Origin of the sequence: Novosphingobium marinum (assembly GCF_013408095.1) — a bacterium.
GTDB lineage: Bacteria > Pseudomonadota > Alphaproteobacteria > Sphingomonadales > Sphingomonadaceae > Novosphingobium > Novosphingobium marinum.
This window is the reverse complement of the sequence record NZ_JACBZF010000003.1, coordinates 367,762-390,484: the sequence shown is the minus strand read 5'-3', so window position 1 is coordinate 390,484 and position 22,723 is coordinate 367,762. Positions and strand designations below refer to the sequence as shown.

Annotated in this window: 20 protein-coding genes; 10 read left to right on the top strand and 10 right to left on the bottom strand. The window is 63.0% G+C overall.

Going from position 1 to position 22,723, the window contains the following annotated elements; translation table 11 throughout:
* Positions 1-8 precede the first annotated feature (8 nt).
* The 3 genes from FHS75_RS11200 (at position 9) to FHS75_RS11190 (ending at position 1,950) form a co-directional block, all read left to right on the top strand.
* A complete protein-coding gene (locus FHS75_RS11200; protein WP_179407744.1) occupies positions 9-578 on the top strand; it encodes a cob(I)yrinic acid a,c-diamide adenosyltransferase in 570 nt (189 codons plus the stop codon).
* A gap of 81 nt (positions 579-659) precedes the next feature.
* Positions 660-1,529 (top strand): 3-hydroxyacyl-CoA dehydrogenase family protein, encoded by an 870-nt coding sequence (locus tag FHS75_RS11195; protein ID WP_179407743.1) that lies wholly within the window; start codon positions 660-662, stop codon positions 1,527-1,529.
* Positions 1,530-1,605: 76 nt separating this feature from the next.
* Positions 1,606-1,950 carry a hypothetical protein gene (locus FHS75_RS11190; protein WP_179407742.1) on the top strand — a complete coding sequence of 115 codons (345 nt, stop codon included), beginning with the start codon at positions 1,606-1,608 and terminating at the stop codon, positions 1,948-1,950.
* A 17-nt stretch (positions 1,951-1,967) separates the two neighbouring features.
* On the opposite strand, the gene FHS75_RS11185 is transcribed toward FHS75_RS11190, so the two are convergent.
* From FHS75_RS11185 to mutS, 4 genes are all read right to left on the bottom strand, one after another.
* The gene (locus FHS75_RS11185; RefSeq protein WP_179407741.1) at positions 1,968-2,414 is read right to left on the bottom strand and encodes a YidH family protein; all 447 of its coding nucleotides are present in this window, start codon (positions 2,412-2,414) and stop codon (positions 1,968-1,970) included.
* Between the two features lie 87 nt (positions 2,415-2,501).
* A complete protein-coding gene (locus FHS75_RS11180; protein ID WP_179407740.1) occupies positions 2,502-2,840 on the bottom strand; it encodes a hypothetical protein in 339 nt (112 codons plus the stop codon).
* Between the two features lie 67 nt (positions 2,841-2,907).
* On the bottom strand, positions 2,908-3,087 hold the full coding sequence (locus tag FHS75_RS11175; protein WP_179407739.1) for a hypothetical protein: 180 nt from the start codon (positions 3,085-3,087) through the stop codon (positions 2,908-2,910).
* Between the two features lie 24 nt (positions 3,088-3,111).
* Positions 3,112-5,715, bottom strand: a complete 2,604-nt coding sequence (gene mutS, locus FHS75_RS11170; protein ID WP_229735561.1) for a DNA mismatch repair protein MutS — start codon at positions 5,713-5,715, stop codon at positions 3,112-3,114.
* A 116-nt stretch (positions 5,716-5,831) separates the two neighbouring features.
* Here mutS and FHS75_RS11165 point away from each other — a divergent pair, with 116 nt between their 5' ends.
* Positions 5,832-8,099, top strand: a complete 2,268-nt coding sequence (locus tag FHS75_RS11165) for an NADP-dependent malic enzyme (RefSeq protein ID WP_179407738.1) — start codon at positions 5,832-5,834, stop codon at positions 8,097-8,099.
* Between the two features lie 4 nt (positions 8,100-8,103).
* Here FHS75_RS11165 and FHS75_RS11160 read toward each other — a convergent pair whose 3' ends face one another.
* The 3 genes from FHS75_RS11160 to FHS75_RS11150 all read right to left on the bottom strand — a co-directional run bounded on the left by FHS75_RS11160 (position 8,104) and on the right by FHS75_RS11150 (position 10,626).
* Positions 8,104-8,871: a sulfite exporter TauE/SafE family protein gene (locus FHS75_RS11160; protein ID WP_179407737.1), complete on the bottom strand. Its 768-nt coding sequence runs from the start codon at positions 8,869-8,871 to the stop codon at positions 8,104-8,106.
* 273 nt (positions 8,872-9,144) lie between these two features.
* Entirely contained in the window at positions 9,145-10,326 is a 1,182-nt protein-coding gene (locus tag FHS75_RS11155) for a type II toxin-antitoxin system HipA family toxin (RefSeq protein WP_218845232.1), read from the bottom strand.
* A gap of 75 nt (positions 10,327-10,401) precedes the next feature.
* Entirely contained in the window at positions 10,402-10,626 is a 225-nt protein-coding gene (locus FHS75_RS11150; RefSeq protein WP_008601437.1) for an XRE family transcriptional regulator, read from the bottom strand.
* Between the two features lie 504 nt (positions 10,627-11,130).
* Between FHS75_RS11150 and FHS75_RS11145 the strand changes: the two genes are divergently transcribed.
* The 6 genes from FHS75_RS11145 to FHS75_RS11120 all read left to right on the top strand — a co-directional run bounded on the left by FHS75_RS11145 (position 11,131) and on the right by FHS75_RS11120 (position 19,882).
* On the top strand, positions 11,131-11,373 hold the full coding sequence (locus tag FHS75_RS11145) for a hypothetical protein (RefSeq protein WP_179407736.1): 243 nt from the start codon (positions 11,131-11,133) through the stop codon (positions 11,371-11,373).
* A gap of 74 nt (positions 11,374-11,447) precedes the next feature.
* Complete coding sequence (locus FHS75_RS11140) at positions 11,448-12,494, top strand: DUF7146 domain-containing protein (protein ID WP_425325958.1); 1,047 nt, start codon at positions 11,448-11,450, stop codon at positions 12,492-12,494.
* Positions 12,495-12,569: 75 nt separating this feature from the next.
* Entirely contained in the window at positions 12,570-16,823 is a 4,254-nt protein-coding gene (locus tag FHS75_RS11135; RefSeq protein ID WP_179407735.1) for a strawberry notch family protein, read from the top strand.
* Between the two features lie 59 nt (positions 16,824-16,882).
* On the top strand, positions 16,883-17,152 hold the full coding sequence (locus FHS75_RS11130; protein ID WP_046904049.1) for a type II toxin-antitoxin system Phd/YefM family antitoxin: 270 nt from the start codon (positions 16,883-16,885) through the stop codon (positions 17,150-17,152).
* Entirely contained in the window at positions 17,153-17,512 is a 360-nt protein-coding gene (locus tag FHS75_RS11125) for a type II toxin-antitoxin system RelE/ParE family toxin (RefSeq protein ID WP_053833565.1), read from the top strand.
* A gap of 378 nt (positions 17,513-17,890) precedes the next feature.
* Complete coding sequence (locus FHS75_RS11120) at positions 17,891-19,882, top strand: ParB/RepB/Spo0J family partition protein (protein WP_179407734.1); 1,992 nt, start codon at positions 17,891-17,893, stop codon at positions 19,880-19,882.
* Positions 19,883-19,951: 69 nt separating this feature from the next.
* On the opposite strand, the gene FHS75_RS11115 is transcribed toward FHS75_RS11120, so the two are convergent.
* From FHS75_RS11115 to FHS75_RS11105, 3 genes are read right to left on the bottom strand one after another with little or no spacing between them, the layout of a single operon-like run.
* On the bottom strand, positions 19,952-21,286 hold the full coding sequence (locus FHS75_RS11115; protein ID WP_179407733.1) for an MFS transporter: 1,335 nt from the start codon (positions 21,284-21,286) through the stop codon (positions 19,952-19,954).
* A gap of 30 nt (positions 21,287-21,316) precedes the next feature.
* Positions 21,317-21,919, bottom strand: a complete 603-nt coding sequence (locus FHS75_RS11110) for a hypothetical protein (protein ID WP_046904052.1) — start codon at positions 21,917-21,919, stop codon at positions 21,317-21,319.
* A gap of 25 nt (positions 21,920-21,944) precedes the next feature.
* Positions 21,945-22,664, bottom strand: a complete 720-nt coding sequence (locus FHS75_RS11105) for a HupE/UreJ family protein (protein WP_179407732.1) — start codon at positions 22,662-22,664, stop codon at positions 21,945-21,947.
* Between the last annotated feature and the right edge of the window lie 59 nt (positions 22,665-22,723).

The following is a 22,723-nucleotide window of genomic DNA, read 5'->3' as shown; positions in this document are numbered from 1 at the left end:
CCGCAGCCTTGGTAAAGCTCAACCGCATCTATACCCGCACCGGAGACGACGGCTCGACAGGTCTCGTCGATGGCTCGCGGCTTGCCAAGCACGCGCCCCGGATGGCGGCTATCGGCGCGGTCGACGAATTGAACAGCGTCCTGGGATTCGCGCTCGCCGCCCTCGACACGCAGCCCCACGCGTCGAACCTTTCGCGCATCCAGAACGACCTGTTCGACCTGGGCGCCGATCTTGCTACGCCCGGCGAGGATTTCGAACCCTCCGAAATGGTCCTGCGCATCGTGCCGGCACAGCCCGCGTGGATCGAGGAGCGTATCGACGAGGCGAACGAGAAACTGGCGCCGCTCTCCAGCTTCATCCTGCCGGGCGGTAGCGAGGCGGCCGCGCGAGTGCATCTGGCGCGGGCGTCGTGCCGCAGCGCCGAACGGGCGATAAGCGCGCTTGCCGAAAGCGAGCCGGTCAATCCCGCCGCGATGGCCTACATCAATCGCCTCAGCGATTACCTGTTCGTCCTTGCGCGCGCCGTCAATGCCGATGCTTCGGGCGATGTCCTGTGGGTGCCGGGCGCAAATCGCTGACCACTTCGAAGAAACGCTAGGTTTGCACGCGCCGTCTTTGAAGCTAGGCAGCGCGCGAAACTGTTTTGGAGGATTGAGACGATGCAGACCGTCGGCGTAATCGGCGCGGGAATCATGGGCTCCGGCATTGCCCAGACGATCGCGCAGCACGGCATGGACGTGGTCCTGAGCGATATCGACGTCGCGCGGGCCGAAAAGGGCAAGACCGGCATCGAGAAGCGCCTAGGCTCGTTCGTCGCCAAGGGCAAGATCGAGCAGGCCGACGCCGACGCCACGCTTGGGCGGATCACGCCGGTGGGCGACTATTCCGCGATGGACAAGGCCGACCTCATCATCGAGGCCGCGACCGAACGCGAGGACATCAAGCTCAAGATTTTCGAGGCCGCCGGCAAGGTGCTCAAGGAAGGAGCGCTGATGGCGTCGAACACGTCATCCATACCGATCACCCGGATGGCGGCCAGTTCCCCCGATCCGGCGCGCTTCATCGGCATGCACTTCTTCAATCCGGTGCCCGTGATGAAGCTGCTCGAGATCATTCCCGGCCTCGCGACCGCGCCCGACACGGTCGAGCGCACCAAGGCCTTCGGCGAGAAGATCGGCAAGACCGTGATCATCGCGGGCGACGAGCCGGGCTTCGTGGTCAACCGCATCCTGTGTCCGATGCTGAACGAGGCGATCTGCGTTCTGGGCGCCGGCGTCGGCTCGGTCGAGGATATCGACAAGGGCTGCATCCTCGGTCTGTCGCATCCAATGGGGCCGCTCACCCTTGCGGACTTCGTAGGCCTCGACACCCTGCTTGAGATCATGAAGGTGCTGCTGCAGACCACCGGCGATCCGAAATACCGGCCCGCGCCGCTTCTTCAAAAGTACGTCGAGGCAGGCTGGTACGGGCGCAAGTCGGGTCGCGGCTTCTACGACTATTCCGGCGACAAGCCCGTGCCCACGCGCTGAACCGTTCGCGCGCCCGGGACCGGGCGTGGAACCTGCTCCTTTGCCCGGCCGTTGTGCAGGGCAAAGGAGAATTGGCATGAACGACAAGCCCAGCAAATTCGACGGCGAGCGTCGCCAGACCGATGAACTCGCTCCCGAAAACGAGAATTCGGAGCAGGTGGAAGCCTACGGTCAGGCGCAGACGGTCGCCGGGCAGGCCATGAACCGGTCCATTTCGGTGCTTGGCAGCGTGGACAGCGAGAAGCTGGAATCGACTTTCAACGCAGCCGAGGCGCAAGACCTTGTCGATCACATGAAGCAGATGGACACGAGCGGCCAGATCGACAATTCGGCTTTCGCCGGCGAACCGAACCACGACGACAACGTCGACAAGTACGGACGCGAATCGAAACCGGACGGCCTGCGCGGCGACGGAACCTGATCGCGCAGCGGCGCTGCTCAGGCTGGTCCCGGCGAAGCCGACGAGATATCGCCGTCGTTGAGCATCCAGAGCCCCGCGATCAGCAGCGCCGCTCCCACAGCAACACAGTAGGCGATGATCCGAATCCTCGTCTTTCCGGGCAGTTCGACCGCCTGCGGTTTCATCTTCTTGAGAGTGCACACCGCATGGTGCTGGGCATTCAGCGAGAGCAGGATCGCCAGCGCGATAAAGACCGTGGCGATAACCTTTGCCAGCCAGGGCGGCTCGAGTTCGCCAAACAGAGCGCGAAAGCCCAGACCAATTGCTATCGCGCCGAATGCAGTGCGGATCCAGCCCGCGTAGGTTCGTTCGACCGCCATGACCGTGCGGTCCTCGGCCATGTCGGTGCGGTCCTGCGCGAGCTCGACGCGCGTATCGTCCTTGTCCGCTTTCGCGGCCCGGTTGTAAGCATGATCGTCGGACATCAGGCGGGCGGTTAAAACGCCCTGCCGGCGTGAGGTCAAGCCTGCCAGCGCGGGATTTCAGGCGACCCTGGGCCGGGCACCTTCGGGTCAGGCGTCTTCGGGTTCGCCAAGATCGACGCTGGGATCGGCGGAAAAGCCCGACGGATCGAATCCCTCGGCTTCGTCGACCAGGTCCGCTTCGGGCGTGAAGCCGTAAAGCACTTCGTCGTCATCGTCCTGCTGCTTGTCGGACGCGTGACGCTGCGGTTTCGCGACCGGCAGCGCCTGGGTGGGCACGATCCTCGCAGGGTCGTCGGCGATCTGCAATGTCGCGTTCTGCAACGCTCCTTCCTCACCCTCGGTGCCGACGAGAATGCGCACGCTGAAGAGCATGATGGCCACGAATACGAGCGCGTTGAAGCGGTTCTTGAACAGCAGCTGGTACATGTCCGAAAGGCTACCGCGAAAACGTTAACCATTCGTCGACGGTGGCGTTGCGCGACCGCTGCGATCGTCAGCGCGGCTCGGCGCTGTCCTTTGCCCAGGGGTTCACGTGCTGCGCCGCAGTCTCGTCCTTGCGGTGGGTTTCCTCCTGCGAGGGCACCGAGCAGTAGGCCGTGGCGAGGACGAAGCAGGCCCAGACCATGGCATTCCAGCGACTGCGAAAAAGGGTATTGATGCGAGGCCCGAACATGCCCCCGGATCTATGCCCGACGGGTTAACTCCCGGTTCCTGCTTCCCGCTTCAGTTCGTAGAGCAGGTCGAGCGCGTCGCGCGGGCTGAGCGCGTCGATGTCCAGGTCGCGAAGCCGGTCGCTCAGGGTGTCGCACCGCTCCTCCTGCGCGTCGGCGGCGGCAGCGAACAGCGGAAGGTCACCCAGGCCGGCTGCCAGCCCCCCGGTCTCCGCCCTGCCACGCTCGAGTTTTTCCAGCACGGCCTTGGCACGTGAGACGACGTTGGCCGGAACACCTGCCAGCCGGGCGACGGCGAGGCCGTAGCTTCGGTCCGCCGGGCCTTCGGCAAGCTCGTGCAGGAGGACGAGTTCGCCCTTCCACTCGCGCGCCCGGACATGGTGGAGCGAAAGCGCGTCGCACGTTTCGGCCAGCCGGGCCAGTTCGTGGTAATGCGTTGCGAACAGGCAGCGGCAGCGGTTCGTCTCGTGCACTGCCTCGACCACCGCCCAGGCAAGAGCGAGACCGTCGTAGGTCGATGTACCCCGCCCGACCTCGTCGAGGATGACGAAGCTGCGTTCGGTCGCCTGAGAAAGGATAGCAGCGGTCTCGACCATCTCGACCATGAACGTCGAGCGCCCTCTTGCAAGATTGTCGGAGGCCCCCACCCGGCTGAACAGCCGGTCGACGAGGCCGATGCGAGCGCCTTGCGCGGGCACGAAGCCCCCGGCCTGCGCAAGCAGCACGATCAGCGCGTTCTGCCGCAGGAAAGTGGACTTGCCGCCCATGTTGGGGCCACCGATCAGCCACAGTCTGTCGTTGGCCCCCAGCCTGCAGTCGTTCGCGACGAAACGGTCGCCCGATCCGGCCAGGGCAGCCTCCACGACCGGATGGCGGCCGCCGTCGATTTCCAGGCAGGGCTCCTCCACGATATCCGGGCGGCACCAGCCGCCCTCCGCGGCCCGCTCGGCCTGACCCGCCGAGACATCGAGGCGCGAGAGCGCAGCAGCCGTCGCGGCAATGGCATTTCGAACCGCGACGACCTGCCCGGTCAGATCCTCGAAATGTGCTTCCTCCGCTGCGAGCGCATGGCCCCCCGCCTCGGCGATCCGCGTCGCTTCGTCGTGAAGCGCCAGCGCGTTGAACCGGACCGCTCCCGCCATCGTCTGGCGATGGGTGAAGCCGCTGTTGGGCGCCATCAGAGCGTCGGCATGTTTCGCGGGGACCTCGATGAAATAGCCGAGGACGCCGTTGTGCTTGATCTTCAGCGCCGCAATCCCGGTTTCCTTGCGATACTTCGCTTCGAGCGCGGCGATTGAGCGGCGGGCGTTGCCTGACATTTCGCGAAGTTCGTCGAGCGCGGCATCGTAGCCGCTCGCGATGAAGCCGCCCTGCGACCGCTCGGTCGGCGGCGAAGGCACCAGTGCGCGGGTGAGCAGGTCGATGAGCGCGGCATGCCCTCCAAGTCGCGGTACCAGCGAATCGAGCGATGGCGGAGCACCCTCGCGCCCGGTCAGCAAGTCGCGGATCCGCCCCGCTGCGACCATGCCATCGCGAAGCTGGCCCAGGTCGCGCGGGCTGCCGCGTCCCGCGACGATCCTCCCGAGCGCGCGCTCGATATCGGGAAGCGCGCGCAGGGTTGCGCGCAAGTCGTCGCGCAGCAATGCCTCGTCGTTCAGCCAGCCGACGAGCGAGAGCCGCGCGGCGATGGCGTCCCTTTCGGTCAGCGGGGCTGCGAGGTCCTCGGCAAGCTGGCGGGCGCCGCCGCCGGTCACGCAGCGGTCGACAGCGTCGATCAGGCTCCCCTTCCGGCCGCCGCCGCTTGCCGCAAGGATTTCAAGGCTCGCGCGCGTCGCTTCGTCCATTGCGAGGCTGGAACCACCAGTACGCACGACCGGGGGCTGGAGGAACGGCAGCGTGCCCCGCCCGACATGCTCAAGGTAGGCGAGCAGCCCGCCCACCGCCGCAAGCATCGAGCGCGAAAGCGCGCCGAAGCCGTCGAGTGTCGCGACCCCGTGGATCGCCTTGAGCCTTCGCTCGCCTTCACCGCTTGCGAATTCGCCGCGCGACCGGACGATTGCGCCCGGCGGTGCGCCATCCCACTCGTCGGGAACGACCAGCTCGCTGATCCCGGTGCGCGCAAGTGCGGCACCGAATGCACCGGGTTCGCATTCCTCGACCTCCAGCCGCCCGGTCGAAATGTCGCACGACGCAACGCCGATGCTCCCGCGAACTTCGCAGGCCGCCGCAAGGACGTTCGCGCGTCTCGGCTCGAGAAGCGCTTCCTCGGTGAGGGTTCCAGCGGTGACGAAGCGCACGATGTCGCGCGCGACCAGCGCCTTCGATCCGCCCCGCTTCTTCGCCTCCGCCGGCGTTTCGACCTGCTCTGCGATCGCCACCCGGCACCCGGCCCTGATCAGGCGCGCAAGATAGCTTTCGGCGGCATGCACGGGCACCCCGCACATCGGCACTGGCTGACCGTCGTGCTCGCCGCGCGTCGTCAGCGCGATGTCGAGGACCCCGGCTGCCTTGCGCGCATCGTCGAAAAAGAGTTCGAAGAAATCGCCCATGCGATAGAACAGCAGGCAGTTGCCCGCCTCCTCCTTGAGGGCGAGGTACTGGGCCATCATCGGGGTGGGTTGCGCAGGCATGGGCGTACCCGGTTACAGGCCTGCCGTGCGATTCGGGAAGCCGCCGCGGGTCAGCTTTCCCCTATCGCGTCGGCCTGACATTGGTTAGGCGGCTTGGCGAATCGTGGAGAAGGCCGTTGTCCGAAGAAAACAAAGTCCAGTTCACCGAGCGCGAGGCGCTGTTCTACCACAAGACGATCCGGCCCGGTAAGCTCGAGATCATCGCCTCAAAGCCGATGGCGACGCAGCGCGATCTCAGCCTCGCCTATTCGCCGGGCGTGGCGGTGCCCGTGGACGCGATCGCGAAGGACCCGGACGCGGCGTGGGACTACACCGCGCGCGGCAACCTCGTCGCCGTCGTCTCGAACGGCACGGCGATCCTCGGCATGGGCAATCTCGGTGCGCTCGCATCCAAGCCGGTGATGGAAGGCAAGGCCGTGCTGTTCAAGCGCTTCGCGGACGTCGATTCGATCGACATCGAACTGGCCACCGAGGATTGCGACGCGATTATCGAGGCAGTGGCGATGATGGAGCCGAGCTTCGGCGGCATCAACCTCGAGGACATCAAGGCGCCCGAATGCTTCATCATCGAGCAGGCCCTGCGCGAGCGGATGAAGATCCCCGTCATGCACGACGATCAGCACGGCACCGCGATCATCGCGGCGGCAGGCCTCGTCAATGCCTGCCTGATCACGGGGCGCAAGTTCGAGGACATCAAGGTGGTGGTGAACGGCGCGGGCGCATCGGCCATCGCCTGCACCTCGCTCATCAAGTCGATGGGCGTGAAGCACGAGAATGTCACGATGTGCGACAGCCGGGGCGTGATCTACACCGGTCGCGAGAAGGTCGACCAGTTCAAGTCGGCACACGCGATCGCAACCGACAAGCGCACCCTGACCGAGGCCCTCGAGGGTGCCGACGTATTCCTCGGCCTGTCGGTCGGCGGCGCCGTCACGCAGGACATGGTCAAGTCGATGGCGGCCAAGCCGATCATCTTCGCCATGGCCAACCCAGATCCCGAGATCTCGCCGCCCGACGTGAAGGCGGTCCGCCCCGATGCGATCATCGCCACCGGGCGCTCTGACTACCCGAACCAGGTCAACAACGTCCTGGGCTTTCCCTTCATCTTCCGCGGCGCGCTGGACGTGCGGGCGACCGCGATCAACGAGGAAATGAAGATCGCCGCGGCAAAGGCCATCGCCGAACTGGCGCGCGAGCACGTTCCCGAGGAAGTCGCCGCCGCCTACGGCAAGACCCAGCAGTTCGGTCGCGAGTACATCATCCCCGCGCCGTTCGACCCGCGCCTTATGGAGGTCGTCCCCTCCGCCGTGGCGAAAGCAGCTATGGAATCGGGAGTGGCCCGCACGCAGATCGAGGACTTCGAGGCCTATCGTCACGCGCTCAAGAGCCGCCTGAACCCGACGACCTCGGTGCTGACACAGGTCTATGCGCAGGTGAAGGAAAACCCCAAGCGGATGGTCTTTGCCGAGGCGGAGAACGAGATCGTGCTGCGCGCGGCTATCCAGTACCGCAGCTTCGGGTACGGCGAGCCGGTGCTCGTCGGGCGCACGCAGGCGGTACTCGACAAGTTCGCCGAGCTCGGCGTGTCGGAAACAGATGCCGCGACGTTCGACATCCAGAATTCCGCAAGCTCGCCTTACGTCAAGCCGATGGTCGACATGCTCTACCAGCGACTGCAACGCCGCGGCTACCTCGAGCGCGACGTGCAGCGCATGGTCAACCAGGACCGCAACGTCTTTTCGGCTGGGCTGCTCAAGCTGGGCGTCGGCGATGCGATGATAACCGGCATGACGCGGCCCTTCGCCAAGTCCATGCAGGAGGTCCGCCGCGTTCTCGATCCAAAGCCCGGTGCGCTGCCGTTCGGCATCCACGTGATGGTGGGCAAAAACTACACGGTGTTCATGGCCGACACGACTGTCAACGAGCGCCCGAGCTCCGCCGACCTGGCAATCATCGCCAAGGAAACCGCAGCCGTCGCGCGCCGCATGGGGCACGAGCCGCGCGTTGCTTTCCTGTCGTATTCGACCTTCGGTAATCCCTCGGGCAAGTGGCTCGACAGCATTCGCGAGGCGGTCAGCATCCTCGACCAGGAAGCGCCGGGCTTCGAATACGAAGGCGAGATGTCGCCCGACGTGGCGCTCAATCCGATCATCCAGAAGGCCTATCCTTTCTCGCGCCTTTCCGGCCCAGCCAACGTCCTGGTCATGCCAGGACTGCAATCGGCGAACGTTTCGGCCAAGCTGCTGCGCGAACTGGCGGGCACCACGGTGATCGGCCCGATGCTGATCGGCATGGAGAAACCGGTGCAGGTCGCCCCGATGACGGCGATTGCCCCCGACGTCCTGACGCTGGCCGTGCTCGCCGCGGGTGGCGTTTGCGGTTGAGCGGTTACCGGATCAGCGCGTTCCATATGCCGAATGCGCTGGTCAGCGAAAGGACGATGCCGACGAGGATGAGCATCGGCTTGGCCGGAATGCGCTTTGCCGCCCAGGCACCGATCGGCGCGGCCGCCATTCCGCCGATAAGGAGACCGAGCGTCGCCCCGACCAGATCCGCTATCCCCAGGTGAAAGATGAAGGCAGCGGATATCGCGACAGTGAGAAAGAATTCCACGGAATTCACCGTCCCGATAACCTTTCTCGGCTCTGCGCCCTGAATGAGCAGGTTCGAGGTGACAACCGGGCCCCAGCCTCCGCCGCCCGCCGCGTCGAGGAAACCGCCGACAAAACCCAGCGGGGAAACGAAGCGCGCTTCCTTCAATCGGGGCGGGTAAAGGATACCCCTGACCAGCAGCCAGACGCCGATGGCGGCAAGATAGGCGAGAACGAAGGGCTTGATCGCCTCTGCATCGATGCTGGCAAGCAGGTAGGTGCCGGCAAGGCCGCCAAGCACCCCCGGCACCAGTAGCCGGAAGAAGAGTCCAGCATCGATGTTGCGGTGGATAAGATGACTGAGTCCCGACGTCGCCGTGGTGAAACATTCGACGAGATGGACCCGCTGCGACGCCAGGGCGGGCGGAACGCCCAGAACCCCGACGAGCAGGGTATTGCAAATCACCCCGAACGCCATGCCGAGAGCGCCGTCCACCAGTTGCGCCGCAAAGCCCACCGCGACGAACGGCAAGAGTGCGGCAAGGTCGAAAGAGGCAAAGTCCACAGGCCGCGCCCTCCAAGGTTTCGAGGACTCTCAATTCGGATGAAACGCGCCTGAAATCGACAAAGAAATCGAACGCTGCGTAGAAGAGGAAATTCCTACCGGCGCCGGTACCTGAAATACCAGACCTTAGTGGCTATACTATCATAACACACTGATATATAATCACTAACTAGCATTTTTTGATCCCCATTTTCTCGGCTAGCAATCACCGGGTAATCACCGTGCCGAATTTGGTAAGCGCGCGCCCCCATGAACGGATTTCTGCGTTTGTGATCATGACGCAGGTGCTGCCAATCGGAAGCAGGTGGCGAAACGCTTGCGATCAGCCGCGCTTATCCCTGCTTCTGTGAATAGGTGTTCCCACCGTGTCGCTACGATCCTACTCATGTCTTCGGCGATTGCTGTCGCGTCCTCATGGCCGAGGTCGAAGACCGCGGCACCGGCGAGAGCATTCTCGATCGTTGCATTGCGGCCTTCCGGCCCCACACCGAGGACGAGCCGTCGCTCCAGTCCCAGCTGCGGCTTTGGCACTACATCGTAAAGCGGCGATAGCCGCCAACCCTCACCATCGAACAGGAAGCCATGATTACGCAGGTGATCATCATCATTCGTGACGAGGATATTGAGCAGCATACGACGAAATAGCTCGTGCAGATCCTGACGTACTTCGGTTCCGAATTGCCGGATCGCTCCTGCGAGATCGGCATAGCTGAAGCTGCTGACCTCGCTCTCATGCGCCCCGAGCATTGTGAGCCCCGAAGCGAAGGGCCTACGCTCCAGCCAGTTCCCGTGAGGAATCCGGTCGAACCGTTCGATCAGATAGATGTCGCGATCAAGGACGCAGCGGAAGTCGAGTGGCGGAACGTCGAGACCACATTCGCCGGCAAGCCGCATTGTCGCTAGTTCGACCCTGCATTCGGGAAAGCTATCCCCCCGCTTCTGGAATTTCGCGATCCAGGGCTGCTCGCCGATTTTTGTAGCTGCCTTCGGCCGGGCGCCGCCCAGAGATGACCCGGCGGCCAGCAACGCCCTCAAGTTCTCGTCGAGTTCGTCGACATGCTGCGCTCGTTCGGCGGCTTCTGCTAGCTCTGCGAGCGTGAACTCTTCGCCCGGAGCAGGGCCGTCCCCCCATGGCGTAATTCTCTCAGGCTGGGCGGACGTCGGCCCAAAGGCGAGCGCACCCACGCGATGTTCGCCCGAGGCCAGAATGAGATCGATTTCGCTCGGCAAGCGATCGCCCATCGCCTTGTACATTAGGTATTGGCCCCAGCCGTCAGGAGCAGCATCCCGAATGCCACCGAACACGGCAAAGCCTTCTTCCGTCCTGAATGTTCGAGAAGTTCCAGCTTCGTGCAACGGCAGAGCTACAGGATCGACCGCAATACGGTCAGCGCGTTCCAGATAACGCCGCCCGTAAGCGAAGGTAGCAAACTGGTTGCGCGGTTCGTCGGTCATCGTGAGAAGGCCTGCCGGAACAGGCCCCTCCTCAAGATGCACGAAGACATAGGTGCGGATGGTCGTCACGGCTTGCTAGAAATCCAGATCATCGTCGCTGACAGCGTGGGTCTTCTGGGGCAGGCGGGACAAATCCTCGCTGATGCCAGCCCGGTCACTGTCTGGGGTTACCAGCTCGGCAAGGCGCTGTGTCATCCCCAGGACATGCAGGGCGCTCGCCAGAACCGCGAGGCCCACGGTAGGATCTCCCGCTTCGAGGCGTTGCAGCGTTTGAACCGAGACGATCATGCGCTCGGCCATTAAACGCTGAGGAAGTTTTCTCCGGCGGCGAGCAAGGGCGATATCCTTACCTAGCCGTGTAATCGCACGTTGGCTCTGGGGCGGTAGTCCGCTAGCAGCTCGAGACGAACGGGGCATGGCCCGATATATGACATATCATGCTAAATTCCGCAAATAGAAATGATATGTCATGTTTTTGTGCTCTTTCGCTTGAAGCAGATTTACCGAAGGAAGATGCTTCACCGCCTCCTGCACGAGGCTTACAATGACCATGACTGAGTGGAGAGGCGCTAGTGAGCGGTCGCTAGGCCGCGGCTTGACCATCGTACTTCAAAAGTCGCTGTGCAGTTGCGCGAATTGTCTCAGCGACTATATCGCAAACGTCACGCATGTCGGCACAAGCCGACAGCCTCGGAAGAATTCCGAGGTCCCGTCCTCCAGTTGGAGGTTAACCGGCGGACCCTGCAGAGGGTTCGCCGAATTTCGTTCGAACGCTCTCGCAGGTCCAACCCGATGGAGCATCGAATGCATTATTCAGACGAGGAAATCGAACGCGCGAAGACATTATTCGCTCGTGAAAATGATCAAACCGGCCATGGCAGAATGGCGGTTGCCGCGATGGCGGGAATGAGCAAGCCCGGCAAAATCAGCCATATCACTCATCGACGGACTTGGCGGGACTACCTTCCGAAGGCACGACGCGATTTGCAAAAGGAAAGATCGGACCGGAATTTTCGATTAGGTAACGTGTCGCATGATCTAAACTGACCAGGTCGTGGGGCAGCAATAAGGATCAATGGCGCTAGTGAGAAGTCACTACGAATAATCGGTAGACCTCGCGGGTGAGCGGCGATGTCGATGTGACGCTCAAATCGACGGGCTCGCAGTGCAGACGTGAATCCCCTCCGACCTGTTCTTACAACACAGAAGGGCTGGAGGGGAGGAGGGCCTTTGTGAGCGAGCCGAAAGGATCGCGATGTGCCATGTCCCACCGATATTCCACCAAGATAAGCTCTTTGGAAGAAGCCGCCCGCCGCATCTGTGAAAACCGGGGCGGCAAATGGTCCGGCACAAAGGGCATGGCCTGCTGCCCTGCGCATGACGACCGTACGCCGTCACTCGGTGTGTCACTCGGGCGAGGAGCCATTCTCCTCCATTGCTTTGCCGGATGCGATCAGGAGTCCGTGCTCGCAGCGCTAGCGCGTGAAGGCGTACCGGCGTCAACCTTGTTTTCGGAAGGTGCAATCGAGCCCACGATGGACACTGGTCACGCAGCGAAGCCTTCGGCCGCTGCCTTGCGCATCTGGCGCGATGCGCAACCGCTGCTTACCAGTCCGGCAAAGGCTTACTTGGAGAGCCGAGGCATTCTCGCCGCATCGTCAGCGCTCCGCTTTCATCCGCGAACACCGCTTGGCCCGAAGGGACGCACCCGCTTTTTGCCGGCCATGATCTCGGCGGTCAGTCTCGATGAGGGGCCGATCGCCATCCATCGCACATTCCTTTCGGGCAATGCCAAGGCCGAATTCGACAAACCGAAGCGCGCGCTCGGCGCGCTCGGTGAAGCTGCCGTCCGCCTCTTCGCTCCGGTTTCCGGCAAGCTCGGCCTCGCCGAGGGCATCGAAAGCGCGATGTCGGCCTATGCTCTTACCGGCATCCCCGTCTGGGCGACCCTGGGCAATGAGCGGTTCGGCCTCGTCAGCGTGCCTGAGAGCGTGACCGAGCTTCATCTCTTCGTCGATCACGATGCTGGCGGCGAGCTAGCCGCGTCCCGTGGCCTGGCCGCTTATGCCCACGATGGGCGGTCAATCCACGTTCGCAAGCCTTCCTTAAACGACACCGACTGGAACGATGAACTCACGGCATGGCTGCGCCGCAAAGCGGCGCGGTAGAGGAGAGAGGGCTTCTCGAATTCCTGATCCGGCAGAGGGCGTGTCCCGATGCCCCCATCAGGAGCACGAATTGCCATGTTTCAATCAGACCTGTTTCCAGCTGGCGAGCAGTCGCCGTCAGAGCCCCTGGCTTATGCCATCGGCACCCGAGTTGCCGAACTTCTCGCTTCGGGACGTCATCTTACCCGTGCGGACATTTCCGGCTTCTTCGCTGAAGAGACCGGCGCCCTGGACTGGGGAAGCGCCTGGACTATCGACGACTACAACAACGCGGCCGAGATCGGCGCACTGCTCTGGCTTCGCGAGTCTTCACGCATCGATCTGACGACAAGCGTGCACGAAGCCGAAGCGCGGTTCGACTGGCTCGAAGCAGCCTTGCCGCCCCGGCACGTTCGCAGCGAAGCACAGGTCGAGCTCCAGCAGTTCTCCACCCCGCCGATGCTGGCCTGGCTGACGGCGAAGGCCGCAGCTATCTCTGCGCAAGACACGCTCCTCGAACCATCCGCAGGCAATGGTGCGCTTGCTCTTTGGGGCAGCGTTCAGAGTGCCTCGCTGCTTCTCAATGAGATCGATCCGGCAAGACGAGACAGCCTGGGCCATATCTTCCCCAAGGCCACAATCACTGCGCATGACGGGGAACTGATCGCCGACCTGCATCGCGGCCCTGTTCCGTCAGTCGTGCTGATGAACGCGCCGTTCGCCCGGAGCCAGGAACGAGGCATGGACGGCGAGACGGCACAGCGCCACCTTCGAAGTGCAATCCGGTCTGCTGCTGCTGGGGCGAGGATTGTTGCGATCATGCCCGAAGGATTCGATGCTTCCACGTTCGCCAAAGCACAGGACGAAGCGTCGCTCCTGCTCAATGTCCGCTTGGAGCAGATGTTTCGCCGGACAGGGACGGGGATTGCCGTTCGCCTGATCGTGATCGACAAGGTGTCGACTGCGCCCTCGTCAGCGATCACCGGAGATACCTGCGATCTCATCGCGCTCCACGAGCTGCTCAACGCGCTTCCGCCACGCGTAGAGACCTCCACCAACATCCATCGCCTGGCAATCGGGAAGCCAGTCTGCCTCGTTGGCAAGACCTCAGTGTATCGCGCGCCAGTCCGCCCGGTAGCACCATTTGCAGGGACTCCTGCACTCACAGCAACTGCGATCGAGCTGACCTATTCGGTCCTCGCCGAACCTGCGCCGGTGCCTGAACAAACAGGCATCTACCTGCCCTACCGGCCCAGCCGCATCGCGTTCGAGGATGCGCTGGTACATCCCACCCCGCTCGTGGAATCGGTCGCGATGGGCTCGGTCGCGGCTCCGCAGCCGGAAGTGCGGCCACGTCTCCCCACCAACTGGCAGGCCGATGGCCTTTTATCCGAGGCTCAGTGCGAGACACTGGTCTACGCTGCCCAGGCATTCGCGCGCGACCTACCGGGCCAGTTCAAAATCAGTCAGGAAGGCACCGCGCTGGAACTGTCCGAAGACGGGCACGCATTCCGCCAAGGCTTCTTCCTTGGCGACGGAACCGGAGCGGGCAAGGGACGACAGATCGCCGCAGTCATCATGGACCGCTGGCTCGCAGGCGAGCGTCGCCATATCTGGATCACCAAGAACGAGGCGCTGCTCGAAGATGCACGCCGCGACTGGGAAGCGCTTGGCGGGCTGCCACTCGATCTCCAGCCGCTCTCACGCTGGAAACTCGGCCAATCCATTACGATGTCCGAAGGCATTCTCTTCGTCACCTATCCGACGCTGCGCTCGGGCCGCGCCGAGGATACGCGGCTCGACCAGATTCTTGCCTGGGCGGGCGTGGATTTCGACGGCGTGATCGCTTTCGACGAAGCCCACGCCATGGCCAATGCGCTCGGGGGCTCATCAACCCGTGGCAAGGTCAAAGGCTCCGAACAGGGGATGGCGGGCCTCAGGCTACAGAACCGTCTCCCGCGCGCCCGGGTGCTCTACGCGTCTGCCACTGGCGCCTCGGATATCGCCAATCTGGGCTATACTTCCCGGCTTGGCCTCTGGGGACCCGAGACCGCTTTCCCGACCCACGAGGCGTTCTTGACCGAGATCCGCGCTGGCGGCGTCGCGGCGATGGAGCTTGTCGCCCGCGACCTAAAGGCTCAGGGCCTCTATCTCGCCCGTGCGCTGTCCTTCGCCTGGGTAGAGTACGAGATCCTCGAACACAGCCTGACCGAAGCACAGGTGCGGATCTACGATGCCTATGCCGATGCCTGGGCGATCATTCACCGCAACCTAGAAGCCGCGCTCGAAGCAACCCGCGTGGTCGACGAGGACAGCGGCGATACGCTCAATCGCAACGCCAAAGCTGCTGCGCTGTCGATCTTCGAAGGCACCAAGCAGCGCTTCTTTGCCCAGCTCCTGCTCTCGATGAAACTGCCGAGCCTGATCCCCGCGATGGAAGCGGCGCTTGGCGATGATCATTCGGTTGTCGTGCAGCTCGTCTCGACCGCCGAGGCCATGCTCGACCGGCGCCTTGCCGACCTTAGCGTGGAAGAACGCGAAGCGCTCGACATCGATCTGTCCCCGCGTGAATATGTCATCGACTATCTTGCGATGAGCTTCCCTGTGCGATTGATGCAGGTCTTCGCCGACGAGGACGGAAATCTTCGCTCCGAGGCGATGAGCGACGAGGAAGGCAATCCCGTTTTCTGCCCGCGCGCCATGGCCGCGCGCGATGCGCTGATCGAACAGCTCTGTGCGCTGCCGCCGATCGCCACAGCACTCGATGCGATCATCGAGTACTTTGGAACCGAAGCCGTGGCCGAGGTTACGGGCCGGACCCGCAGGCTGGTCCTGGGCCGCGATGGTCAGCAGCGCCTCGAACGCCGGAGCCCCAGTGCGAATGTCGCCGAAGCGCAAAGCTTCATGGAAGGGACCAAGCGCATCCTGGTCTTCTCGGATGCCGGCGGTACGGGGCGTTCCTACCATGCCGACCTCGGCGCCAGGAATCAGCAACGCCGGGTCCATTTTCTGCTCGAGCCGGGATGGCGCGCCGACAACGCCATCCAAGGTCTTGGTCGTACCAACCGCACCAACCAGGCCTCGGCCCCGCTGTTCCGCCCGGTCACCACAGATGTGAAGGGCGAGCGCCGGTTCATCTCGACTATTGCGCGAAGGCTCGACGCTTTGGGCGCGCTTACGCGCGGTCAGCGCCAGACCGGCGGACAAAACCTTTTCGATCCGGCCGACAATCTCGAAAGCGACTATGCGCGCGATGCGCTCAGCCGCTGGTTCCAGCTGCTCTATGACGGCAAGCTCGAAGCCACGAGCTTCGGTAACTTCGTCGAGCGCACCGGGCTTAGGCTCGAAAACCCCGATGGCGGGCTGACTGACAATCTCCCCACGATCCAGCGCTGGCTCAACCGCATCCTCGCGCTGCCGATCGCGCTCCAGAACGCGATCTTCGATGAATATCTCGGCCTCGTCGAAGCGCGGATCGAAGCCGCGCGCGAGGCCGGGACGCTCGACCAGGGACTGGAAACCGTGAGGGTCGATCACTTCACGGTCCTCGCCGACGAACTCCTGCGCACGGACCCCGTGACCGGTGCCGAGACCCGTCTTGTCTCGCTCGAAGTAACGAGGCACCTTCGGCCCCTAAGATTGCAGCGCCTGGTGCGGATGCACGAGATTGGCAGCCCGCACGCGATCCCGATGCGCAATGCGCGCTCGGGCAAGGTCGCCCTGTCGGTTCCTGTCCGGCGCCTCATCGCTGACGACGGCGCCGTGATCGAACGCCGGCGCCTGCTTCGACCGCTCAAGTCCGCGAACTGGACGCTTGAGGCACTCGGTGAAAGCCACTGGGAAGAAATTGGCGTCACCGCGTTCACGAGCGCCTGGCGGGCCGAGGAAGCAGAGGCGGCCATGTCACCGGTGACCGAGCGCGTCCATCTTGCTACCGGCCTGTTGCTCCCGGTCTGGAAGCGCCTGCCCGGCGATCATGTTCGGGTCACCCGGCTCGTTGCCGAAGATGGTCAAGCGATCATCGGCCGCGAAGTGCTCGATATCGATCTCGCCGCAATCGCCGAAACCTTTGGCCTCTCCGGCGTTGTCGGACCATCGGCAGATCAGATCGGCGACCTCGTCCTCGCCAGCGGCAAACCGCTGGGCCTTGTGAGCCACGATCCACTCACCTTGAAGCGCTCGCTGGTCGGCGGCGAACAGCGCCTTGAACTGACCGGATTCTCGCCGGATCGCCTCGACTGGTACAAGAACAAGGGCTGCTTCACCGAGATCATCCGCTACCGCACGCGGCTATTTGCCTCGGTCTCGAGAGCAAGCGAGATCCTCCAAAGCATCGCAATCGAGCCTTGAACTTCTCATTTGCCCTAAACTGGTCTATATAGAGACCAAATTCAGTCCTAAGGTGTTCTATGAAGCTGGACCAGCGCATCAAACCGATCAGCTATCTGAAGGCCCACAGCGCCGAAATTATCCGGGAGATTGGAGATGGCGCCGGGCCAATGGTCATCACGCAGAATGGCGAAGCCAAGGCAGTTCTGCAGGATGTCGCCAGCTACGAGCGCGCACAGGAAACGCTCGCTCTGCTAAAACTTCTGGCGCTCGGACAGGCCGATGTTGCCGCCGGTCGGACCCGCCTGGTGGCAGGCCTTGCGGATCGCGTACGGGGTAAGTCAAACTGAATGATGACGGCCGCCGTAGCGATCGAGATCACCTCCGGTGCGGAGCGCGATCTCACGGGTATCTGGCAGCGCCGCCTGACGCAGCGCGGGCCGGATGGCGACGATGGTGCGGACGCACTGCTGGATGACATTGTCGCGTCTATCGAATCCCTTGTGAACAATCCTGAGAAAGGACCGGTTCCACCGGAACTTGAGGCTCTCGGGATTACCGACTTTCGGCAATTGTCGCGCTTTCCGTTCCGCATCATCTACGGGTATCAGCCCGAGCCAGCACCCGGTCAGGTGACCGTGTTCGTAATCGCTGATGCGCGTCGGGATTTTCGGACGCTTCTCGAAGAGCGCTTGCTTAGCAGCGGATAGGCATAGGCTCCGCTGAAGAGGTCAGGGTCCGGATGAATCTGAGCGCTGCCTTCGATTGCGCTCAAGTTTCCCCTTCTCTCCTCCCCTCCGTGTGACTGAATGAATCGATAAGCTCCCGTATCGCGTACGCCGGAGCCTAATCACGTCCTTCCTCCAGTCCGAGCGGCTGATCTGCCTGTGCCCGCTGATGACGGGCCTGCGAATGGGTTCGCGCATTGAGAACAACTGCTCTCATGGACGGAACTCAGCCGATCCCTGCTCGCCCCATCTCGGTCGTATAGATGGTCGCCACAGCCATTGAAGAGAGTGGAGGGAGCCCTTTGGGCTTGTGGGCCTCGTGATCCTCACCTGCGCCTTCATTCCATCAGGAGAAAACCCATGATCCAGTCGATCCCCTTGAAGAAGCTCGCTGCGAGCCCCCGCAACGTTCGCAAGTCGAGCGACGTGCTCGCCGACCTCCAGCTGCGGGCAGACATTGCTGCGCGCGGTCTGCTGCAGAACCTCGTCGTTCGCAAAGGAAAGCGCGGCAAGTTCGAGGTCGAGGCCGGCGGTCGTCGGCTCGCCGCGCTGCAGGCACTGGCCGAAGAGGGCACCTTGTCCCAAAACCACGAGGTCACCTGCCTCGTGATCGAAGGCGAGGAAAGCGAGGTGCGTGAAGCCAGCCTTGCCGAAAACTTCCAACGTCTCGCGATGAATCCGGCCGACGAGGCCCAGGCCTTCGCCTCCATCATCGAGGCGGGGGCTACCACAGAAGACGTGGCGCGCCGCTTCGGCCTCACTGTCCGTTTTGTCGAAGGACGGCTGCGCCTGGCCTCTCTCGCGCCTTGCGTCTTCGAAGCGCTCGCCGAAGGCACCATCACGCTCGACATGGCCAAGGCCTACGGCGCAATCTCTGACATCGAGCGACAGGCGCATGTCTATGCCGAGTTGCAGGACGCCTGGTACCAGATCACGCCTGACACGATCCGCCGCATGGTGCTTGATGCCACGGTGCGCGGTTCCGATCCGCGAGCCGTTCTGGTCGGACGCGATGCGTACCTCGCCGCAGGTGGCCGGATCGAGCGCGAATTGTTCGACGATGATGCCAGCGAGAGCTGGATCGATGTCGCGCTGCTCGAGGACCTCGCGCACAAGGCCATGGAAGGGGCGGCAGAAAAGGCCGCGCTCGAATATGGCCTTGCCTGGGTCCGGCCGACGCTTGGCACCTATGTCAGCCATGACCTTGTCGACGGCCTCAATCGCTTGCCTTGCGAACCTGCACCGATGACCGAGCAGGAAGCGCAGGAGCTCGGCGAGCTCGAGGCCGACTACGACCGCGTCGCCGCCATTCTCGAAGACGAGGACAGCGACGAGGACGAGGTCGCCAAGGCCGAGGAGGAACTGGTGGCGATCAATCGCGCCATGCGGGACCTCACCGATCGTCCGCCGGTGCTGGCCGACGAACTGAAAGCCGAGGCCGGTGCCTTCCTCGTCCTCTCGCGCAATGGCGAGCCGACCTTGGTCCCGCAGTTCTACACCGAGACCGAGGTCATCGCTGACGAAGGCGTGGTCGAGCCCATTGAAGAGAGCGGTGCGGCGAAGCCCAAGGGAAGCTCTTTGTCGCAGCGCCTACTCGACGAACTGGCAATGCAGCGCCGCGATATCCTGGCGATCCACCTCGCCAACGATCCGGCACTGGCGCTCGACTTCATGGTCTTCACGCTCGCAGATGCAGATGGACACGACTGGCGCGCCAAGAAGGCATCGACGCTGTCTGGCCCCGTCGCGTCCGGCCCGGTCACTGGGTTCGAGGCCAAGGACGAGCCGGCGAGCGCTGCGCTGGCCGAGTTTGCCGGTTCGCTCAATGAGAGCTGGCGTTCTGGCGAAAGCGACGTGGAGCGATTTGCGAGCTTCCGGGCGCTTTCCGACGAAGTGCGTTCGGCCTGGCTCGGCCATGTCGTCTCGCGCACACTGGTTGCCAGCCTGGCCTGCGAAGGCGAACGCTCGGTGCCGCTGCACGAAGCACTCGGCTCCCTCCTCGAAATCGAGACCGCGCATTGGTGGCGTCCTACGGCGGCGAACTACTTCGACCGCGTGGCCAAGGCTCGCACGCTCGAAGCGCTCGACGCTGCTGGTGGTCCCGAACTGGTCAGTCGCTATGCCGCATCGAAGAAGGCCGAACTGGCGAGCGCTGCCGAACGCATCTTCTCGGGCAACTTCATCGGCGAGGCCGAGGTCAAGGAACGGGCGCAGGCCTGGGTTCCTTCGATCATGCGGTTCACTGATGCCGATGTTCCAGCCGATCTCGAAGAAGCTGCGTGGATTGATGACGAAGCTGACGAAACGGTCAGCGACGATGCGACTGGTGAGATTGCCGAGCAGGCTGCCTGACCCCTCCTGACAGGTCCAGGTCACTCGGCGGGCGGTCCGTCCCAATCGGGACGGGCCGCCTTTCTTGCTTCACACCTTGCCCGGCCACCCAGTGTGCAGATCGTCGATGACAAAATGATGCTGGTGACTGCTGCCTCCGTGCTCTTCCAAGTGCGGATGATCGGATGGCAGGTCGGGATGCGAATGGAGCAATTTCGCGGGGTCGTTGCGGGGCCATAGCCACAGGGCAAGTCCGACACCCAGTGCGGCCAGGCCAGCGAGAACCAGGAAGGTCGGTGCCATGCCGAACCGTGCGCCGATTTGACCTGCCAGGGGATATGCGACGAGCCAGCAAACATGGCTGAGCGCGAATTGGGCGGCGAACAATGCCGGGCGGTCCTCATCCGCCGACGAGCGTTTGAGCAATCTCCCATTGGGCGTGACGCAAAGCGAATACCCGATACCCATCGTCAGCCAGCCGACCAGCACAACCGGCCAGAAGGTTCGGGGGCCCAACTGCCCGAACACCAGGCCTATCGTTGCCAGCGTGACCAGCAAGAGGCCGCCGCCGGCGATCATGATCGTGCGATCGTCAATTCGCGTCAGAATGCGTGGGAGGGCGAGGGCAGCCATCATCGAGCCCGCTCCGTAAGCCGCCAGAGCCAGCGCGACGTCGCCCTCCGTCCCTCCCATGTTCTTCACGATCACGACCGTGTTGACGATGACCATGGCGCTGCCGGCTGCCGCTGCCAGGGTGACCGCCAGCAAGCCGACAAGCCTCGGGGTCTTGAGATAGACCCGCATACCGCGCGTGGTTTTACGCCAGACGCCCTCGACCCGCTTTGCGACCGATTTCCTGTACGGCAGAGCGGCACTCATCACCAGCAACGCAGAGATCACGAAACCGACGGCTGTTCCTGCAAATAGCCAGTGAAAACTCAGGATTGTCAGCAGCGCGGCGGCCAGGACCGGACTGATGAGGCTCTCGAGATCGTAGGCCAGTCGGGACAGGGACAGAGCCTTGGTGTATTTCTCTTCGTCGGGCAGGATGTCGGGTATGGTGGCCTGGAAGGTAGGCGTGAACACGGCCGATGCCGATTGCAGCAGGAAAATGAGCAGATAGATCTGCCAGACCGCATCGACGAAGGGAAGCAGGAGCGCCACGCCGGCACGGACAATGTCCATTCCTACAAGCAGACGTTTGCGTGGTAATTTGTCGGCATAAGCGCCCGCGAGGGGGGCGATGCCGACATAAGCGACCATCTTGATGGCCAGGGCCGTTCCCAAGACCGCGCCGGCGTCGGCACCGGCGAGATCGTAGGCCAGCAAGCCCAGAGCGACCGTCGCCAGCCCCGTTCCGACAAGCGCGATGACCTGGGCAAGAAACAGGTGACGATAAGTGCGATTGGTCAGAACGGAGAGCATGGCGATGTCTTCCTTCAGCCAGAGCGTGATCTAGACCACGCGCTTGATATCGGAGTAGCTGCCGTCGGTCTTGAGGGTCACGGTGACGGTTGCGCCTGAACGATTGCGCCAGAACCATCCATGGCTGCCATCGAAGGCGGCGACGAGCGTGCCCGCTTCTCCCGTGGATTCACGGCCCTTGTCATACCCGTGATAAGAGATGCCCGGCGCATCGGCATGCGTATCGAAGTTGACGTGGCCGTCCTGCACCGACCATTCGTATTGAAGGCTGGCCCCTTCGGCCATGACCGCCTTGACTTCCGCACCCTCACCAGGCGCGAGCGTTAATTCGGTCACATCGCTGCGCGTTGCCGCTTCTGCGCCGTTATCGCTGTTACCGGCGAGCGTACGAACCTCCCCGATGGCTGTGTTCTGCTCGTCGGCGGCTGCTTCCGCGGCAAGTTGCTGTTTGATCTCGCCCATCTCGGAATATCCAAGAAGACGACCCGCTCCGGTCGGATCGATCGCATATTCCGCGGGTAGAACCACGGTGACCAAGAGGACGGTCGCGGTCACCAAGGCGAACGCGGTCGCCCTGACAAGCTGGCGGTTGGTGGGAAGGTCGCTGATGGACGGGCGCTGTGAATTGAACATGTCTATTGCTCCTGGAAAAATGTGATCAGGCTACGGCGAAGCCGACGAGTTGGTAGCCGACGAGCATGAAGCCCGCGGTCATGAGAAGAGTGTTGGCGGCGAAGGCGTGACGCATGAAGCTCTCGGTCCTGCGCCAGAAGCCCATCACGATCAGGATTGCGCCAAGGGCGAGCAATTGCCCGATTTCCACACCGACATTGAAGGCGAGAAGATTTGGGATGAGGCCATCTTCGGCGATCTCGAATTCGATGATCTTTGTGGCAAGGCCGAAGCCGTGAAAGAAGCCGAAAATGAGGGTTGCTGCCTTGGTACTTGGCTGGAATCCGAACCACCGCTGGAAGGCACCGAGATTGTCCAAGGCCTTGTAGACGACCGACAGACCGATGATCGCATCGATGAGATAGGCGTTGGCGGTGATACCGGTCAGGACACCGAAAAGCAGCGTGGTTGAATGGCCGATCGCGAACAGCGTCACGTAGATTCCGACGTCCTTCAACCGGTAGAGAAAGAAGATGACGCCGAAAAGAAAGAGCAGGTGATCGTATCCGGTCACCATGTGTTTCGCGCCGAGATAGATGAAGGGCAGGATCAGCGTTCCGCTGCTCTCCTGGATGTAGCCCTTGTCCCCCTCGGCGACATTGTGCGCCCACGCTTCGGCACCCGAGGCGAGGAAGATCAACAGAACTGCAGCGAGCGCGAGAATGCGCACGACTGATGTATTGGAAAGAGATTGCGTTATGGACATTATTTCGTTCTCCGGTCCCGGATGTCGGCCGCCCGCGGGATTGCACCCTGCGGACGACC

Coding starts and splice junctions, on each gene's coding strand:
- FHS75_RS11195 (WP_179407743.1), top strand. CDS start 660: ATGCAGACCGTCGGCGTAATCGGCGCGGGAATCATGGGCTCCGGCATT.
- FHS75_RS11190 (WP_179407742.1), top strand. CDS start 1,606: ATGAACGACAAGCCCAGCAAATTCGACGGCGAGCGTCGCCAGACCGAT.
- FHS75_RS11185 (WP_179407741.1), bottom strand. CDS start 2,414: ATGTCCGACGATCATGCTTACAACCGGGCCGCGAAAGCGGACAAGGAC.
- FHS75_RS11180 (WP_179407740.1), bottom strand. CDS start 2,840: ATGTACCAGCTGCTGTTCAAGAACCGCTTCAACGCGCTCGTATTCGTG.
- FHS75_RS11175 (WP_179407739.1), bottom strand. CDS start 3,087: ATGTTCGGGCCTCGCATCAATACCCTTTTTCGCAGTCGCTGGAATGCC.
- mutS (WP_229735561.1), bottom strand. CDS start 5,715: ATGCCTGCGCAACCCACCCCGATGATGGCCCAGTACCTCGCCCTCAAG.
- FHS75_RS11155 (WP_218845232.1), bottom strand. CDS start 10,326: ATGACCGACGAACCGCGCAACCAGTTTGCTACCTTCGCTTACGGGCGG.
- FHS75_RS11150 (WP_008601437.1), bottom strand. CDS start 10,626: ATGGCCGAGCGCATGATCGTCTCGGTTCAAACGCTGCAACGCCTCGAA.
- FHS75_RS11145 (WP_179407736.1), top strand. CDS start 11,131: ATGCATTATTCAGACGAGGAAATCGAACGCGCGAAGACATTATTCGCT.
- FHS75_RS11135 (WP_179407735.1), top strand. CDS start 12,570: ATGTTTCAATCAGACCTGTTTCCAGCTGGCGAGCAGTCGCCGTCAGAG.
- FHS75_RS11130 (WP_046904049.1), top strand. CDS start 16,883: ATGAAGCTGGACCAGCGCATCAAACCGATCAGCTATCTGAAGGCCCAC.
- FHS75_RS11125 (WP_053833565.1), top strand. CDS start 17,153: ATGATGACGGCCGCCGTAGCGATCGAGATCACCTCCGGTGCGGAGCGC.
- FHS75_RS11120 (WP_179407734.1), top strand. CDS start 17,891: ATGATCCAGTCGATCCCCTTGAAGAAGCTCGCTGCGAGCCCCCGCAAC.
- FHS75_RS11115 (WP_179407733.1), bottom strand. CDS start 21,286: ATGCTCTCCGTTCTGACCAATCGCACTTATCGTCACCTGTTTCTTGCC.
- FHS75_RS11110 (WP_046904052.1), bottom strand. CDS start 21,919: ATGTTCAATTCACAGCGCCCGTCCATCAGCGACCTTCCCACCAACCGC.
- FHS75_RS11105 (WP_179407732.1), bottom strand. CDS start 22,664: ATGTCCATAACGCAATCTCTTTCCAATACATCAGTCGTGCGCATTCTC.